This is a genomic window from Nostoc sp. UHCC 0252, from assembly GCF_034931145.1.
GTDB lineage: Bacteria > Cyanobacteriota > Cyanobacteriia > Cyanobacteriales > Nostocaceae > Nostoc.
This window is the reverse complement of record NZ_JAYGHE010000030.1, coordinates 52648-68512: the sequence shown is the minus strand read 5'-3', so window position 1 is coordinate 68512 and position 15865 is coordinate 52648. Positions and strand designations below refer to the sequence as shown.

12 protein-coding genes are annotated in these 15865 nt (G+C 42.6%); 7 read left to right on the top strand and 5 right to left on the bottom strand.

Features of this window, described 5'->3' with window-relative positions; genetic code table 11:
* Nucleotides 1-40 precede the first annotated feature (40 nt).
* Nucleotides 41-919 carry an SMP-30/gluconolactonase/LRE family protein gene (locus tag VB732_RS17915; RefSeq protein ID WP_323232254.1) on the bottom strand — a complete coding sequence of 293 codons (879 nt, stop codon included), beginning with the start codon at nt 917-919 and terminating at the stop codon, nt 41-43.
* Nucleotides 920-1185: 266 nt separating this feature from the next.
* Between VB732_RS17915 and VB732_RS17910 the strand changes: the two genes are divergently transcribed.
* The gene (locus tag VB732_RS17910; RefSeq protein ID WP_323232253.1) at nt 1186-1920 is read left to right on the top strand and encodes a Uma2 family endonuclease; all 735 of its coding nucleotides are present in this window, start codon (nt 1186-1188) and stop codon (nt 1918-1920) included.
* A gap of 228 nt (nt 1921-2148) precedes the next feature.
* Here VB732_RS17910 and VB732_RS17905 read toward each other — a convergent pair whose 3' ends face one another.
* On the bottom strand, nt 2149-3087 hold the full coding sequence (locus VB732_RS17905) for an NAD-dependent epimerase/dehydratase family protein (RefSeq protein WP_323232252.1): 939 nt from the start codon (nt 3085-3087) through the stop codon (nt 2149-2151).
* 271 nt (nt 3088-3358) lie between these two features.
* On the opposite strand from VB732_RS17905, the gene VB732_RS17900 reads away from it, so the two are divergent.
* From VB732_RS17900 to VB732_RS17880, 5 genes are all read left to right on the top strand, one after another.
* Complete coding sequence (locus VB732_RS17900) at nt 3359-4513, top strand: glycosyltransferase (protein WP_323232251.1); 1155 nt, start codon at nt 3359-3361, stop codon at nt 4511-4513.
* A 99-nt stretch (nt 4514-4612) separates the two neighbouring features.
* Nucleotides 4613-5371: a sugar transferase gene (locus VB732_RS17895; protein WP_323232267.1), complete on the top strand. Its 759-nt coding sequence runs from the start codon at nt 4613-4615 to the stop codon at nt 5369-5371.
* Between the two features lie 361 nt (nt 5372-5732).
* Nucleotides 5733-6812, top strand: coding sequence for a GDP-mannose 4,6-dehydratase (gene gmd / locus VB732_RS17890; protein ID WP_323232250.1), 1080 nt, complete (start codon nt 5733-5735; stop codon nt 6810-6812).
* A gap of 23 nt (nt 6813-6835) precedes the next feature.
* Complete coding sequence (locus tag VB732_RS17885) at nt 6836-7780, top strand: GDP-L-fucose synthase (RefSeq protein ID WP_323232249.1); 945 nt, start codon at nt 6836-6838, stop codon at nt 7778-7780.
* 70 nt (nt 7781-7850) lie between these two features.
* Nucleotides 7851-8432: a 5-formyltetrahydrofolate cyclo-ligase gene (locus tag VB732_RS17880; RefSeq protein ID WP_323232248.1), complete on the top strand. Its 582-nt coding sequence runs from the start codon at nt 7851-7853 to the stop codon at nt 8430-8432.
* 142 nt (nt 8433-8574) lie between these two features.
* On the opposite strand, the gene VB732_RS17875 is transcribed toward VB732_RS17880, so the two are convergent.
* Complete coding sequence (locus VB732_RS17875) at nt 8575-9132, bottom strand: DUF305 domain-containing protein (protein ID WP_323232247.1); 558 nt, start codon at nt 9130-9132, stop codon at nt 8575-8577.
* Between the two features lie 282 nt (nt 9133-9414).
* Between VB732_RS17875 and VB732_RS17870 the strand changes: the two genes are divergently transcribed.
* The gene (locus VB732_RS17870; RefSeq protein ID WP_323232246.1) at nt 9415-10251 is read left to right on the top strand and encodes a carbohydrate ABC transporter permease; all 837 of its coding nucleotides are present in this window, start codon (nt 9415-9417) and stop codon (nt 10249-10251) included.
* 70 nt (nt 10252-10321) lie between these two features.
* Here the strand turns inward: VB732_RS17870 and VB732_RS17865 are convergent, their stop codons facing one another.
* Both VB732_RS17865 and VB732_RS17860 read right to left on the bottom strand, forming a co-directional pair.
* On the bottom strand, nt 10322-10993 hold the full coding sequence (locus VB732_RS17865) for a sugar transferase (protein WP_323232245.1): 672 nt from the start codon (nt 10991-10993) through the stop codon (nt 10322-10324).
* 394 nt (nt 10994-11387) lie between these two features.
* Complete coding sequence (locus tag VB732_RS17860) at nt 11388-15464, bottom strand: hypothetical protein (RefSeq protein ID WP_323232244.1); 4077 nt, start codon at nt 15462-15464, stop codon at nt 11388-11390.
* Nucleotides 15465-15865: the final 401 nt, after the last annotated feature.

Sequence of the window (15865 nt, the reverse complement as noted above, 5' to 3'; positions counted from 1 at the left end):
CTGTGATTCCCCACCATATAGTTTGATTACCAGAAAATTATTATAATTCCTCAAAAGCATGAGTAGGTAATCCAGTAACATCAGTTTGGAGAGCAAATAAATCACCGGAGTGGAAACTTTTTTCGATCTCTGCTTGGCTAAGTCCAACTGAAGCAGTGGTAATGTAGAGTGTTTGTAAATCATCGCCCCCAAAAGTACAGCTACTTGGTACTTGCACAGGTAGCTTTATCCGCAATACTTCTTCACCGTTGGGGTTGAAACGAATCACACACCATCCATCCCACATAGCTGACCAAATATGTCCTTCACTGTCTATTGTCAACCCATCTGGATAGAAAGATTCATGAGTTAAATCAACAAAAATCCGGCGATTACTAATATTTCCTGTTATTGAATTAAAATCGTAAGCATATATTTTTTGCTGAGGAGAATCTGTTAAGTAAAATGTCTGTTGATCTGGACTCCACCCCAAACCATTAGAAATAGTCAATCCCGTTTCCATCACATGCAATGAACCATCTTTATCATAGCGATAGAGGCTAGCCTGGGGTTTTTCCAAAGAACACATTGAACCGAACCAAAAACGTCCTTGAGGGTCACATTTCCCATCATTAAGACGGTTATCTGGAAGATTTGCTTCAACTTCCAAAATGGGGGCAACTACACCTGTCTGAGTGTTGAGGAATGCCAGGTGATGACGCAACAACATAATTAATCTATCTGCACCTGCTGTTGCGATCGCACCGACGACATCTCCCACATCAAAAAAGCTGTTTTCCCCCGTAGCAGGATTGAACTGATGCACCCGATGGTTAAAAATATCGACCCAGTACAATAGGTTTTTGGTTGAGTCCCAAATGGGGCCTTCACCTAAGCGGGCCCTGGCTTTTAGAACATTTTGGAGTGGATATTGTGCCATAAACAGTTAATTTAAGTATTAAATCTTCAAAAAATATACCTAAATGGTTGCTTTCATTAGGTAAAACATTTACGACACATTTATACCACTTCTTCTTTATTCAAGTTCAGGGTTTGTATACCATTTCTAAATTCCTGTTCCAGTAAAAGCTAAAGACGCGATAAATTGCATCTTTCCCAGGTATAAGAAAAAATATTTTCTTTTGACTTTGGTCAAACCTTTATCGTGATCCGTTAACTTAAAGTTAGTCGGTCAGGATTGCTCTTATGTACCAAACAGACCCGCCGCGCCCTCCAAAAGAAACCCTACCCACCATGTATGATCTTCCCAGTGAATACCCGGAGGACTCTGGTTTGCCTGACGAATTTCACCTTTTTCAACCCCAACTTCTGCGCGAAACCTTTTGCCCACCTAACTATCCACCAGAGGAAGTATTTGTTGCCACTGACTTAAATCTTTACTATGACCTCCGGCATACACTGTGGTACAAACGCCCAGACTGGTTTGCTGCTGTGGGAGTTTCGCGTCTCTACGAACAGCAAAACTTGCGTCTGAGTTATGTCATCTGGCAAGAAGGGGTTGCTCCTTTTGTAGTGGTAGAATTGCTTTCTCCTGGCACTGAAAAAGAAGATTTAGGACGAACTCTGCGGGAGATTAACCAACCGCCGACCAAATGGGAAGTTTATGAGCGGATTTTGCGAATTCCTTACTACATTGTGTTTGACCGCTACACTGATAAACTCCAAGCATTCCAATTGGTTGCAGATAGTTACAGCGAATTGGACTTGAGTACCCCAAGGGTGTGGATGCAGGGTTTGGAACTGGGCTTAGGACTTTGGCAAGGTTCTTACCAAGAAATTGAGCGGTTGTGGCTACGTTGGTATGATGCATCTGGAAATTGGCTTCCCACGCCGCTAGAAAAACTAGAAAGAGAAAGTCAACGTGCTAACAGATTAGCAGCCCAACTGCGAGAGTTAGGCGTTAACCCTGATGAGTCGTGAAGATGCGATCGCATCAGTAGGTGTCAACTCAACATGAAACGGGCGGTTAGAAACCGCGTCTATACAAACAAAACCCACCTCCGTGGGTTTCAAACCCTTAATTTGACCTTAGTCCGAGGAGGCGGACTTTGCCTGTGTAGCCGCGTGAAGCCTTCGGCATAGCTTCGCTTAACGCGTCAGCGTGCCGGAGGCTCTATTCTATTCGCCCTGGCTTTAAGTTGACACTACTCACAAAGCTTGTAAAATCTCCTCATCTATGGAGAAATCAATATCAGCCTTATCTTTTGCATTAGCCAAATAATCATTTTCCAGAGAGTCTTGTAACCCGGAAATTAAATCATATTCAGGATGCCAGTTTAATTCTGTTTGTGCTTTATTCACCGAAGCAAAGAAATGCTGCACTCGCATCGGAAAAGCTTTGCGTTTGCCGAAATCAAACTTTTTCGGGTCGTAATGGACGATTTTTACAGCATCGGGTGATTTACCAGCCGCTACAGCACTAGCACGGGCTAAACCATCAAAGGTGACAAAGCGATCGCCAGAGATATTATAAATTTGTCCTATGGCTTGTTTATTGCCCAAAACCTGGGTCATGGCTTGTGCCAAGTCTTTTACATGACCTAGCTGGGTGATATGTAACCCATTTCCGGGGATGGGAATGGGGCGATCGCGCACAATCCTATCAAAAAACCAGCCTTCCAACTCATTATAATTACAAGGCCCGTAAATATAAGTAGGACGAATGGAAGTAAAAGGTAATCCCAATTGAGTCAGATAAGCTTCTGTTTCATGTTTACCCTTATGGCGACTTTTAGGATCTACTGGATCACCTTCTACATGGGGTAATTGGTCAGATTTGAGATACACCCCGGCAGAACTCATATACACAAAATGTTGCACTCGGTCTTGAAAAATCTCTGCCAGTGGTTGAGTATCAGTAAGTTCCCGCCCGTTATTGTCAAAAATGACATCAAAGTTTTCTTGTGATAACTTTGCCTTTAATTGAGTAGCATCAGTGCGATCGCCTATAATTTGTCCTACTCCCTGTAAAGAAGGTGCTGGTCGATTTCCACGATTGAACAGCACCACCTCGTGTCCCTGTTCCACTAGTAATTGAGTCAAATAGACACCAATGAACCGAGTACCACCCATAATTAGAATTCGCATAAATTCACCATTTCTATATCAGTTGTCGGCAAGGGAGTAGGGAGTAGGGAAAAAGCAGAGGAGGCAGAGGGAAAGAAAACTATTGGTATTCCCCATTCCCCATTCCCCAATCTGAGATTATCAGGTTGCAGCATCCATCTGGAACCTCTGACGGAAAAATTGCGTCTTGTGTGCTAATCTGGGACGCTTCCCGTTAATTAATCACAAGAGGAAACTTTTTAGTTAACGTCATCAAATTAACCTTTGTATTTTCCATTTATTCAAGTTAGCTGTGCCCTTGAAATATGCTCTGGTTCATGAGTGGCTGACACCCAAAGCCACAGGTGGTTCTGAACTCGTTGTCCGAGAAATTTTGAATCACATTGATGCTGATTTGTATGCTCTAATCGATTTTGAATCCACTAATAGAGAAAGTTATTTATATAAGCGTCAAATTGGCAAGACGTTTCTCCAAAACTTTCCTTATGCCCGTAACGGTATACAAAAGTACTTGCCTTTGTGGCCCTTGGCAATTGAACAACTGGATTTGCGGCATTACGACGTAATTCTGTCTTCATCTCACGCTGTTGCCAAAGGAATCCTTACCACTCCCGAACAGATGCATATTTGCTACTGTCACAGCCCTATGCGCTATGCCTGGGACTTGACTTTTGATTATCTGCGTTACAGCAAACTGGGTAGTGGCTTACCTGGGTGGGTGACACGATATTTATTACATCGTTTGCGCCAGTGGGATGTACTGAGTGCCAATCGCGTTGATTACTTCATTGCTAACTCACAACATACAGCCCGGCGGATTTGGCGTTGCTATCGGCGAGAAGCAACAGTCATTTACCCACCAGTGAATATTGGGGAATTTCCATTTCTATCTGAGAAAGACGACTTTTACCTGACAGTTTCCCGATTAGTGAGTTATAAGCAAATATCGTTGATTGTCAAGGCTTTTAATCAACTCAAGCGGCCATTAGTGGTCATTGGTACAGGAGATGAAATGAATAAAATCCGCGAAATGGCAAACTCCAATATCCAAATACTGGGATGGCAACCCGATAATGTGGTAAAAAAATATATGTCTAGGGCTAAAGCGTTTGTGTATGCAGCTTGTGAAGATTTTGGGATTGCCCTAGTAGAAGCACAAGCCTGTGGCACACCAGTGATTGCTTATGGTGCAGGGGGTGCTTTAGAAACAGTGCGAGATATTCGCTCTTGTGCGGATACAGGGACAGGTATATTCTTCAAGACGCAAACAGAGGCGGCTTTAGTGGAGGCGGTAGAAAAGTTTGAATTGTATGAAGGTTCGTTCAGTTCCGAGTATATGCGATCGCACGCCGCGCAGTTTTCACCGCAAATCTTTGCAGATCGTTATCTAGATTTTGTAAACAAATGCAACGAAAAAGACCGTTTTCGGAATGATGGTCTTGGTTAACGTCTTATTTTTTTAGGCTTTTGGCAATTTCCCCCCAGAAGCACATCATTTTGGCTTTAATATTGGGACTATGTGTGGTGTGGATTATTAAGGAGTATGATGACTGCCCAGAGCTCACTCCTCTCCGGCAAGCGAGGCGTACGGCAAGACACTAGAGCGTCTACGCGTACTTTCTTAAAGCGCGGTCAAAAAACAAAGATGCCAAAAGTTAAGCCCAAAGGTTTATCTTTTCAGGGCTTAAACGGAGAGTTTGCCAAGCGACTGTTTGACATAGTATTTTCGCTGTCGGTGTTAATTTTGTTCTTTCCCGTCTACTTAATCTTGGCCTTGCTGATTGCTCTTAGCTCAGAAGGCCCGATTTTTTATGTCCAGGAACGGGTAGGAAAAAATTACAAAGCGTTCAATTGTATTAAATTCCGAACAATGGTAAGCAATGCAGACGAAATCCTCATGCAAATGATGGAAACATCGCCTGAATTGCGACAAGAGTTTGAAAGCAGTTTTAAGCTAAAACAAGACCCCCGGATTACCAAAATTGGTCAATTTTTGCGAATTACTAGCTTAGATGAATTTCCCCAGTTCTGGAACGTTTTAAAAGGGGACATGAGTGTAGTCGGCCCTCGACCCTTAGTAGCAGAAGAACTCCCAAAATACGGTTGTCACATTGATGAGATTTTAACAATCCGTCCAGGAATTACTGGTTTGTGGCAGGTATCCGGGCGTAATGATATTCCTTACCCTCGAAGAGTTCAAATAGACCTGCATTATGTCAAATTCAGGAATTTTTGGCTTGATTTACGGATCATCTTGAAAACTGTTGATGTAGTTATTCTACCCAAGAACAACGGTGCCTACTGAGTAAATACTTAAGATAGATTTTGTGGGGCAGTTAATGCCCCTAAAAGCCTGTAAATATCTAGATTTTATTCAGTCTTCACAAAACCAGATGAATATGAAATTTTGACTAAAAAAGCAACGAACATAAAAATAATCTTCATCTATCTGGTAAAAGAAAATATACATACTTAAACAATGTTTGTATATCTAAGGTTAAGCTTAGGTATGAAATTAGTTTTTATTAAGTATATTTATTTACGGTAAACAGTCTCATAACAACAAGAACTCGTAGGTTTCCCATTAGGAAATTGAGCGATTAGCTGCTAGGTTGTATCAGATTGGCTGTAACTTTTTAATCAAAGATAAGAAGGGATAATTGAGCATGACGCAACAGAAGCGAGCGTTGATTACTGGTATCACTGGTCAAGATGGTTCATATCTGAGTGAATTTTTGCTGGAACAAGGTTATGAGGTTCATGGCATTATTCGCCGGACTTCTACCTTCAACACAGACCGCATCGATCACATTTACGAAGACCCTCACAAAGATGGGGTGCGGTTATTTCTTCACTACGGCGACTTGACAGATGGTACGACGCTGCGGCGCATTTTAGAAGATGTCAAGCCAGTAGAGATTTACAACCTCGGCGCTCAATCCCATGTCAGAGTAAGCTTTGATTCACCAGAATATACGGTAGATGCCGTAGGAATGGGTACGCTGCGTCTGTTGGAAGCAATTCGAGACTACCAACACCGGACTGGAATTCAGGTGCGATTTTACCAAGCGGGTTCTTCAGAAATGTACGGTTTAGTACAAGCAATACCTCAAACTGAAACAACACCCTTTTATCCTCGCAGTCCTTACGCCTGTGCGAAAGTTTACGCCCATTGGCAAACAGTCAATTATCGTGAGTCTTACGATTTGTTTGCTTGTAACGGCATACTTTTTAACCACGAGTCACCACGACGGGGCGAAACCTTTGTAACCCGCAAAATTACTAGAGCCGTGGCTGGTATCGTTGCTGGTAAGCAGAAAAAGATTTACATGGGTAATCTAGACGCAAAGCGAGATTGGGGCTATGCGAAGGATTACGTCAAAGCAATGTGGTTGATGTTGCAGAAAGATCAGCCAGACGATTACGTAATTGCTACTGGTGAAACCCACTCAGTGCGAGAGTTTTTGGAACTGGCATTTAATTACGTAAATCTCAATTGGCAAGATTACGTAGAGTTTGATGAGCGTTACCTCCGTCCATCTGAGGTAGAATTGTTGATTGGCGATGCTACCAAAGCACGGCAGAATTTGGGCTGGACACCATCAGTAACCTTTGAAGAATTAGTTTCCTTAATGGTAGAAGCAGATTTACAGGCATTGGGTCACACTTCACCCAACGGAAATGGTTCGCAATTTCCATTAGATATTGCAACTATTCGTCAACAACTGGGCGCTTTACACTTCTGATTTGCACCATAAAGGATAAAAATATGACCGCCTTAGAACTAAAAAATCAACGAATCCTCGTCACTGGTGGGTCGGGGTTTCTAGGTCGTCAGGTGATAGATCAACTGTGTATTGCAGGGGCTGATCGTGAGAAGATTACAATAGTGCGATCGCGCGATTGCGATCTGCGTATCTGGGAAAATAGCCAACGGGCAGTTGACCAGCAAGACATAATTATCCACTTAGCGGCTCATGTGGGTGGCATCGGTCTAAACCGCGAAAAACCCGCAGAGTTGTTTTATGATAACTTGATCATGGGTACGCACCTAATTCACGCTGCCTATCAAGCTGGAGTAGAAAAATTCGTTTGTGTTGGTACTATCTGCGCCTATCCTAAATTTACCCCAGTGCCATTTAAAGAAGACGATCTTTGGAATGGCTACCCGGAGGAAACCAATGCTCCCTACGGAATTGCTAAAAAAGCGCTTTTAGTTCAATTGCAATCTTACCGCCAGCAGTACGGTTTTAATGGCATTTACCTTCTGCCAGTGAATTTATATGGCCCAGAAGATAACTTTGACCCTGCAAGTTCCCACGTCATTCCAGCCTTAATTCGCAAAGTTCACGAAGCCCAAATTAAGGGAGAAAAGCAACTCCCAGTTTGGGGTGATGGCAGTCCTACCCGCGAGTTTCTCTATTCAGAAGATGCAGCGCGGGGGATTGTTATGGGGACTCAATTTTATAACGAATCGGAACCAGTTAACTTGGGAACGGGTTACGAAATCTCCATCTTTGATTTAATTACTTTAATTTGTAAATCGATGGAATTTAAGGGTGAAATTGTTTGGCAAACTGACAAGCCGAATGGTCAACCCCGCCGTTGTTTAGATACTGAACGGGCAAAGCAAGCCTTTAATTTCACTGCTCAGGTGGGCTTTGAAGAAGGGTTAAAGAATACCATTGAGTGGTATCGTCAACACGCCACATAACAATGTATTAGTAAATGTAGAGTGTTATAAGCTGGGCAATGCCCAGCTTATTTTTTTGACGCAATATTTCATGGACAAAGTTAATCATCAATTAAATAAAGCAAAAGCAGAACTACGCCGAACTCTACTCAAAACACGTCAATCAATGTCTGTTCGAGAGTGGAGAGAAAAAAGCGATCGCTTATGCTCTCATTTACAAAACTCTACTTCGTTCTCCCAAGCAAAAACAATACTCGCTTATTTCAGCTTTCGTCAAGAACCTGATCTCAGTCCACTATTTGCAAACACCAAATACCATTGGGGATTTCCTCGCTGCATTGATAAATCCCTATGTTGGCATATTTGGACACCTGGCGATTGTGTCCAAAGTGGCGCTTATGGAATTGCCGAACCACACCCTGATGCTCCAATCTTAGATGTTGCTGAAGTAGATTTGATTCTCGTCCCCAGTGTTGCTTGCGACCATCAAGGATATCGTTTGGGCTATGGCGGTGGATATTACGATCGCTTACTCAGTTTACCGCAGTGGCAGACAAAGCCGACTATCGGAATTATCTTTGATTTCGCTTATTTGTCCCAAATACCTATTGAATCTTGGGATAAACCATTACAAGCTATTTCTACGGAAACCGGACTGACTCAAAAAGGCTGAAGGATTCAGATTCTCGAATCTTTCTTCCGAAATTCAAAAAGCCCCTCCTAAGTCAGCATTACTCAAGTCAGCTCTAGTTTCAGTAGATCGAAAACTTTTGGTGCATGGGTGTGTTAGGCATTCACAACGAAAACCTGCTTATTTACTGCACTGCTTCTCTAATCTTGCGCTCCATATCGGGGGTTATTTCGGTCGAGCGAGCGGGAAGCTCCGCCGCCCCCCGTTCTCCGTTCCGCGCAATATCATCGAGGAGCAGCTTCATCACAGCTATTTCGCGGATCTGCGACTCAATTATCTCATCCGCAAGCTCGCGAACACGCGGATCGCTAATGCTCGCCTCCCGCGCGTTGTTAATGGCAATTGAGTGGTGGGGAATCATCGACTTCATGAAGTTGACATCTCCGATCAACACCTGGTTTCTATTCACGGAGAGCAGAATCACGCCGAGCAGGGTAGCCAAACCGAGAACTGCGAACTTGATCCCCACTCCTCGGTACATCGACCACATAAAGGAAAGCATCACAACGGTCATCACGCACCCCATGACTAATGAGGCAACCAGTCGGTTGACACTAAACACCGCGTGGTCAAGTGAGTAGATGAGCTGATACATCAAGAAGAACATGATGAAAGTTGAGGTCGCGATCATCGCCGCGAATCGGCCCCAGCCCATTTCCAACATTTGTTTCTGTTGATCCATATTGCTTCTCCATTGGAACGCCGCTATTTCAGAATAGTGCTTTGGCTCAACTCCCCGCATCACTCCTATGGTCAACTTACGTAGAGGCTAGTTAGTTAAAGAATACCCTCCCTGTCGTTGGTTTAGAAAAAGTTAAAGTGACTGTATTGATGTCAATATAATCAACAGTCCCGTCTACTGTCCTGCCATTTACAGCTATTATTTATATGAAAGTAAGGGCAGGGAATTTTAGTAAAGAAGGTTGTAATAAATATCTACAAAACTCAGAAATTTATTAATCAAATGCTGAACTTAAAAAAATCACGATCGCAAAATCTGCTAATGTATGCGCTATTGGGAGCGATCGCACTGGTGATGCTCTTTCCTTTACTGTGGCTGATTAGCACAGCCTTGAAATCACCTACGGAAAATATCTTGCAGTCGCCGCCACAGCTATTACCTGCGTCACCTACACTGAATAACTTTTTTAGTGTGTGGAACTCTCTACCTTTTGGGCAATACCTGTATAACAGCACTTTGGTGTCAGTGCTAACGGTTGGCTTAAATCTGCTGTTTTGCGCTTTAGCTGCCTATCCATTGGCAAGATTGTCATTTGTGGGGCGAGACTGGATTTTTGTAGCGATTGTCTCGACGATTATGATTCCCTTCCAAATCGTGATGATTCCCCTTTATATTTTGACAGTCCAGTTGGGTTTGAGAAATAGTTATTTAGGAATGATTTTCCCGAGTTTAGCTTCTGCCTTTGGCATTTTTCTGTTGCGCCAAGCTTTCATGAGTGTCCCTAAAGAAATAGAAGAAGCCGCCCGAATGGATGGCAGTTCAGAGTTAGGATTGTGGTGGCATATAATGTTACCAGCAGTTCGCCCAGCATTAGTAACTTTAGCTATTTTTGTATTCATCGGTGCTTGGAGTGACTTTTTGTGGCCTTTAATTGTCATCCAAGACGAAAATTTATACACTCTTCCTTTAGGAGTCGCCAAACTAGCAGGGACATTTTCCCTTGACTGGAGGTTGGTAGCTGCTGGCTCAGTGATTGCGATCGCCCCAGTATTATTACTATTTTTATTTCTGCAACGTTACATTGTACCTACAGAAACAGGTAGCGGTGTCAAAGGTTGAATCAAAAAGTGAAGATGAAGTAGATGCGCTAACGCAAAGAAAAACAAATGATAAATGACTAACGACAAATTCAATAAGCACCAGTTTTTTGGAATACCACCCAGATAGTTTTAAAAATTAGACTCAGATCATAAGTTACAGACCACTTGCGTTGATAATCTATATCCATCTTGACAATGGTTTCAAAGTCTGTGATGCTTGAACGACCATTAGCCTGCCATTCTCCAGTAATGCCTGGTTTGACTCGTAATCTATCCCAGTGGTGCGGATCGTAGTTGCTGACTTCATCAGGAGTGGGTGGACGAGTACCAACCAAACTCATATCTCCTACCAGAACATTCCAAAATTGGGGAAATTCGTCTAAACTAGTACGCCGCAAAAATTTACCTACAGGAGTAATGCGAGGATCGTCAACAGATTTAAAGATGTGACCTTTAGCTTGATTTTGAACCAAATGCTTGAATTTATCAGCATCGACGATCATGGAACGGAATTTCCAGATGCGGAAAGTTTTTCCGTTCAAACCACAGCGAATTTGAGAATAAAATATTGGACTTGGCTCATCAATAAAGGTAGCAATCGCTACAGGAATTGCTATCATAAATGTAATAATCAGCCCCACAATGGCTCCAACAATGTCAATTAACCGTTTTCTCACGCTTAAAGTTGACGGGTGTAAAGGCTGTTGCGAACAATTAATTGAATAAAGATAAAGATTATTCACAAGGGCTAACTTTTTCATAACAAGGATTTTTGCTTTAGAGCCTGTCAAAAAACAACTTTTACAATTTATTATCTAGGAAGCTTACTGAGAAACATTTCTAGCTCAAAATAGGCAAGGTTGTTATATGACATTTTCTTAGTAGTGTAGACGTGGAGTTAATTTTTACGCAGTTTTTACTGTTTTTGTCGCAACCACTTAGTATTAATATACACAGAATTTTTGAAATATAATCACTTAAAACCTAAAGTTTATAGAATCTTTTACTTAAAGTAACATATTGTAAATTTATAGTATTTTCCCATCAGACAAAAAAGATAGTCTTAGAAGTACACTTGCAAAAATTCAAAATGCTTATAATGTAAGCATTTTGAATTTTGAGTAGTATTCTTGTTTCTAGCGTAATGCACTAATCTCAATGAGGAACCGCTAAGGCAAAGTTCACAGTATATGGTTCCTCCAGTGATTGCTGATTACTAGCCTTGATCGCATCTAGATAGCGACGCAAAGATAACAGTTGTCGGGAATTGGGACGATAGGTGAGACTCCCCTGTTTTTCAAAAAGTGGTGTTGTGGCGATCGCTTGATAGTCAGAATTTTCTTGCGAACTCTGAGTGAGCCAAGCCGAATCTGTAACTGAAGGTATCAATCCAGAGGGCAGCTCACCTTCCAAGAAAGCCAGCAGGCGTTGCTGACAAGTGCGAGTATTGATCCCGCGACCCTCAAATAACTGGATAACTTCACCGAAAGATAAGGGCCTTTCTGGTAGCAGCCGCAGCAATTCGGTAAATAAGAAATAATCAGTGTACTGTTGCCTGGGTATATCTAATATCTGGGGATGTAAAGGCAGCATCGCCAAACCATAAGCAACCCGGCTGCAATTGGGAGCGCCATTTTCGCCGAGATATAAATCTTGAATAATCTTGGTGCTGGGGAGCTTTTGCCGTAACCAGCGATTTACCGTCCCGATACAAGCCACCCCACCAGTCAAGATAGCTTGATTAATGGATTCTGTGGGGACACCGCGAGCTACCAACAACTTGTTGAGTTCTCGGTTCAGGCGGCGCACAAAGGGGATAAATACCTGGCTTTCTAAATCTCGTCGTTGCAAAATCCACTGCTGATCGGCTAATTCTAGGGTAAAAGATTCTTGGTGTTGCAAAATCAGCTTTAAAGCTAGTGCGGCATCTAATACCGCCTGTCCCAGTAGAGAACTCTCTAGACGCTGCTGGAGGCGAATCCGTGCGGTAATATCTGGTTCTCCAACTCTGGGTAGTTGTAGTTCTTCCAACCCTAAACTCTGCCAACGCATTTGGTCTAAACCGGGAATTGACGGTTGCCATTGCCAAGGATTACTGCTGATAGTTTTGCTTAGGCGTAGCTCGCCGTAGGCATCGCTTTGTGTTTCTGTGCGTGATTGGCGAGATTTGGGTGGCAATAACAACTGGCAAATAATATCTTGCTCAATTCCCTTGCCAGCATAAGCAAAGCTATGGAGCATGAAATCATTGTATGACAATTGCAGCAGGCTTTCTGGGACATCGACCAGCAACATTTCTGTGGCAGTTGTTCCAATATTAATTACCAGGGTATTACCCACAATGGGATGTTCGCTGGTTTTTGCCGGCTGAGAACCTTGAGGTTGGCTTAATTTTACTTGTTCACCGTTAGCAGCATCAAGTTCCGGGAGTAAACTAGCGATCGCTTCTTCCACAAAAAAGACTTGCTGCGGATGTTGGATAAGTTTGCTAGTGAGTAAAGCTTCGCGCACATTAAAGCGGTATTGTTCCGACCAACTAGATGGACAAGTGCAAATTACACCAGCAATATTATTGATAATCTGCGGAAAATCTTGTTCGCTGATCCCAACAGCAGCAGCCATTAAACTAGGGGTGGTACAAGTTTTTTCGGATTTGAGGGTTAACAGTAGCTTAGAGAGCGATCGCACAATCCAAATTAAAGGCCCTGCCGAAAATTCATTTAATTGCAGAACAGGTTCCCATTTTTGCCGTTCACTTTTGTAAGGGATAGCTACTTGTAAATAAGGCTTTAACTGCGCCGAATAAAGATTGTTTGTCGTCGAATCTGTTGTAGGTGTTGTAGGAGGAGCCGAGTGGTCAGGCGTTTTATCTTGAGCAACAGCCGCCGGTGCTGTCTGCTCATGGACTTCGATACTTTCATTTTCTCCTTGAGGTATAGAAGCTGTAGGAAGATAAACCTCTGTTGGTAAACGAAATGATTGCTGGAATGAACTTGTTTCTGATGGATTTTCTGCTGACCAATATATAGGATGTACAACAAAAGTAGAGCGATTTAATAAGGTAGCAGAAATTCCTGTTGTACCTAAATCAATTCCTAAATACCAAACTGATTCTCGAACATGGAGCGAGACTTCTGGATTTTTGATTGAGTTAGAAATTGAAGGTAAAGAACTGTCTTGAATAGGAGTTGTGACTTCCTTTTCTTCAATTTCTACCTGGGGAACTGCAAAACTCGATAAAGCCGCAGTTGAGGTATTTTCTGTTTGTGGCTCAGGGATAGTTGTGGGAATTGTATCTTGAGTTTTATCAATCAGTTCCGAGGAAATATCAAAGTTAGTAGCTGGCTGCGGCTCAGAATTTAGCTGCTGATCAAAATTAGCTAAATCCCGATCTAATTGCTGCAACTGTTCTTCATCTAAAGAAATATCGGGTACGGCTGGAGACTGGTTTGACTCAACATAAAGCAAGTTTTCTTGAGGCGAAGCAGCAATGTAGTTATCTACAAACGGTTCTGGCTGATCGTTGTTGGGCAATATTTCTGGTGGAGCGATATCTTCGATAGGCTTTGCCAACGCAATTTCTGCTATTTCTGGAGCAACTGGTACTGTAGTTGTACCGCTATCCACAAAGGATGATTCCAGTAATTCCTGCTTACTACTTGTATCAGGCAATAGCTCAGTTAGGGTATTTATTGTATCAACGCTAGCTGGCTGAGTCTCTTGCGTGGGGGAACTGTCCGTTAGTGGTGTAGGAAAGCTAAAAGGCGAATCGAAGTCAGTATCCTCTTCAGAAAAATTAGCTGGCTGTGGGTCTTGCGTGGGGGAGGTGTCTGTTTGTGGGGTAGTAGAAAAGTTAAAAGGTGAATCGAGGTCAGTATCTTCTTCAAAAAATAGTTCTTCCTGTGGCTGTGATGATAAACTTGGGGTTTCTACTAAAGTCTCTTGGGCTGAAATATCTGTATCTGCTGCTACAAACGCAGAATCCTCGGTTGGAGGGACAGATGGACTCTCAGCAATGTCCAACGTTGATTGCGAGGCTGTCAAAGCAGATAAGTCATTCGCCGCTACATCAAAACTGAGATTATTAACATCACCAGTACCAAACAAACTGGCATAAAGTTGATCTACTTCATCACCAACTAATGCAGAAATATCTTGCGTTAATTCGGTTGGGGTTTCAGGAGATTGAGACGAGTCTATACCAAGCTGCAACAGCACTGTATCTAAATCTTCGGTAAGGGTTGTATCCTGTCCCTCAGAATTAATTGTCAGTGGAGATGAAATTTCTGGTGGGGTTTGCTCCAAAGGCTGGAGCGCAACTTCAGCAGCGATCTCGGCTTGCTCAGGCAATGATGGTGGCGTATCAGATTCTACTACTGGGAGAGATGACGAACTAGGAGATTGTTGCTCTAAATGCTGGGTTAAATTATTGAGAAAGCTAGACATCAACTGTTCGCCTTGCATTCCCTTGCTATGCATCCTTGCCAACGCTTGCGACAGTGATTCGTAATAAGTATTAATATTGCGCTGTAGTGCCTCAAAGACTACATTCACAGTCCCATCTAGTGATAATAAGCGTTGATCCAACTCTTTAGCTAGCTGGGTTAACTGCTCCACACGGTCTGCTGATTCTAATAAAGGTTGAGTTACAGAGGTTGCTGATTCTGATACCTGATTAATTACCCCTGAAGAATTGGCAGAATTTTCCCCTGTTTGTGCTATCAGTGGCGTTAAATTTGGTACAAGCCGACTCATGAGTACCTGTAAAAACTCGGTAATCATTTGATCCTGGTTTGTCAACTGCTGCGCTAAGGAGTAGTTTTGTAGTCGCTTTTGCTCCAGCTGCCGAATTTCTTGTACGAGAGTTGCTCGCTCTTGCAACAGCCCTTCTAATTCCGATCGCAATGGCTGTATCAAGCTCGAAAATTCATTTTTTAATGAACTCTGTTCCTGATCGGGTTCGAGGGGCGGTAGTGGATACTGGTTATAACCTCGATCGATAAATTTTGTTAATAAAGGCGATCGCGGTTCTTCAGAAGATTGATTTGAGATACTGCTCTCTAATGCTTCTTTCTCTTGAAGCCTTACCAAGAAGTTACGAATTCGCTCTAAAACCTCTTTAGGCTCCTGCGCCTGACCAGGCAGAAATCTAGACAAGCGTTTGCCACCACTGGCAAGTAAGTTGTCAATGTCTGCGATCAGCTTTTGAATTTCATCTGCACTGGAAGTCACTTTTATTACCTTACCTAAAAACGTATGTTCACTATTGTGACAATCACTTTACAATCACCAAGGCTTGGAGTGGCAAGACCCACTGCTTGGATTTGTGACTGTCATTATGTTATGGATTACTGGGAGTCGTGGCAATCTTCAGTCAGCGTTTGGTTAACGAAAGAGGTAGTTTAAGGGAAAGCAATATTACTTACTGTTTCCTACCGCGACCAGGAATTTAAGTCCCGCACCAAAATCTCCGATTTTGTGGTTTGAAATTAGATGAAGTTGAGATCAATAGATAAATTTCAATCCCCTGCTTCTACCTCCTGCCTCCTTCACAAGTTTTGCCACTCATTGGTTGCCTATTTTTGAAAATCAGTAAAATACCTGAGCAATAATTTACTCCCTTTAGTATCATT

What these genes read in the sequence shown, in the direction of transcription:
- VB732_RS17910 (WP_323232253.1), top strand. Translation starts at nt 1,186, where the DNA reads ATGTACCAAACAGACCCGCCGCGCCCTCCAAAAGAAACCCTACCCACC.
- gmd (WP_323232250.1), top strand. Translation starts at nt 5,733, where the DNA reads ATGACGCAACAGAAGCGAGCGTTGATTACTGGTATCACTGGTCAAGAT.
- VB732_RS17870 (WP_323232246.1), top strand. Translation starts at nt 9,415, where the DNA reads ATGCTGAACTTAAAAAAATCACGATCGCAAAATCTGCTAATGTATGCG.
- VB732_RS17875 (WP_323232247.1), bottom strand. Translation starts at nt 9,132, where the DNA reads ATGGATCAACAGAAACAAATGTTGGAAATGGGCTGGGGCCGATTCGCG.
- VB732_RS17885 (WP_323232249.1), top strand. Translation starts at nt 6,836, where the DNA reads ATGACCGCCTTAGAACTAAAAAATCAACGAATCCTCGTCACTGGTGGG.
- VB732_RS17865 (WP_323232245.1), bottom strand. Translation starts at nt 10,993, where the DNA reads ATGAAAAAGTTAGCCCTTGTGAATAATCTTTATCTTTATTCAATTAAT.
- VB732_RS17895 (WP_323232267.1), top strand. Translation starts at nt 4,613, where the DNA reads ATGACTGCCCAGAGCTCACTCCTCTCCGGCAAGCGAGGCGTACGGCAA.
- VB732_RS17880 (WP_323232248.1), top strand. Translation starts at nt 7,851, where the DNA reads ATGGACAAAGTTAATCATCAATTAAATAAAGCAAAAGCAGAACTACGC.
- VB732_RS17915 (WP_323232254.1), bottom strand. Translation starts at nt 919, where the DNA reads ATGGCACAATATCCACTCCAAAATGTTCTAAAAGCCAGGGCCCGCTTA.
- VB732_RS17905 (WP_323232252.1), bottom strand. Translation starts at nt 3,087, where the DNA reads ATGCGAATTCTAATTATGGGTGGTACTCGGTTCATTGGTGTCTATTTG.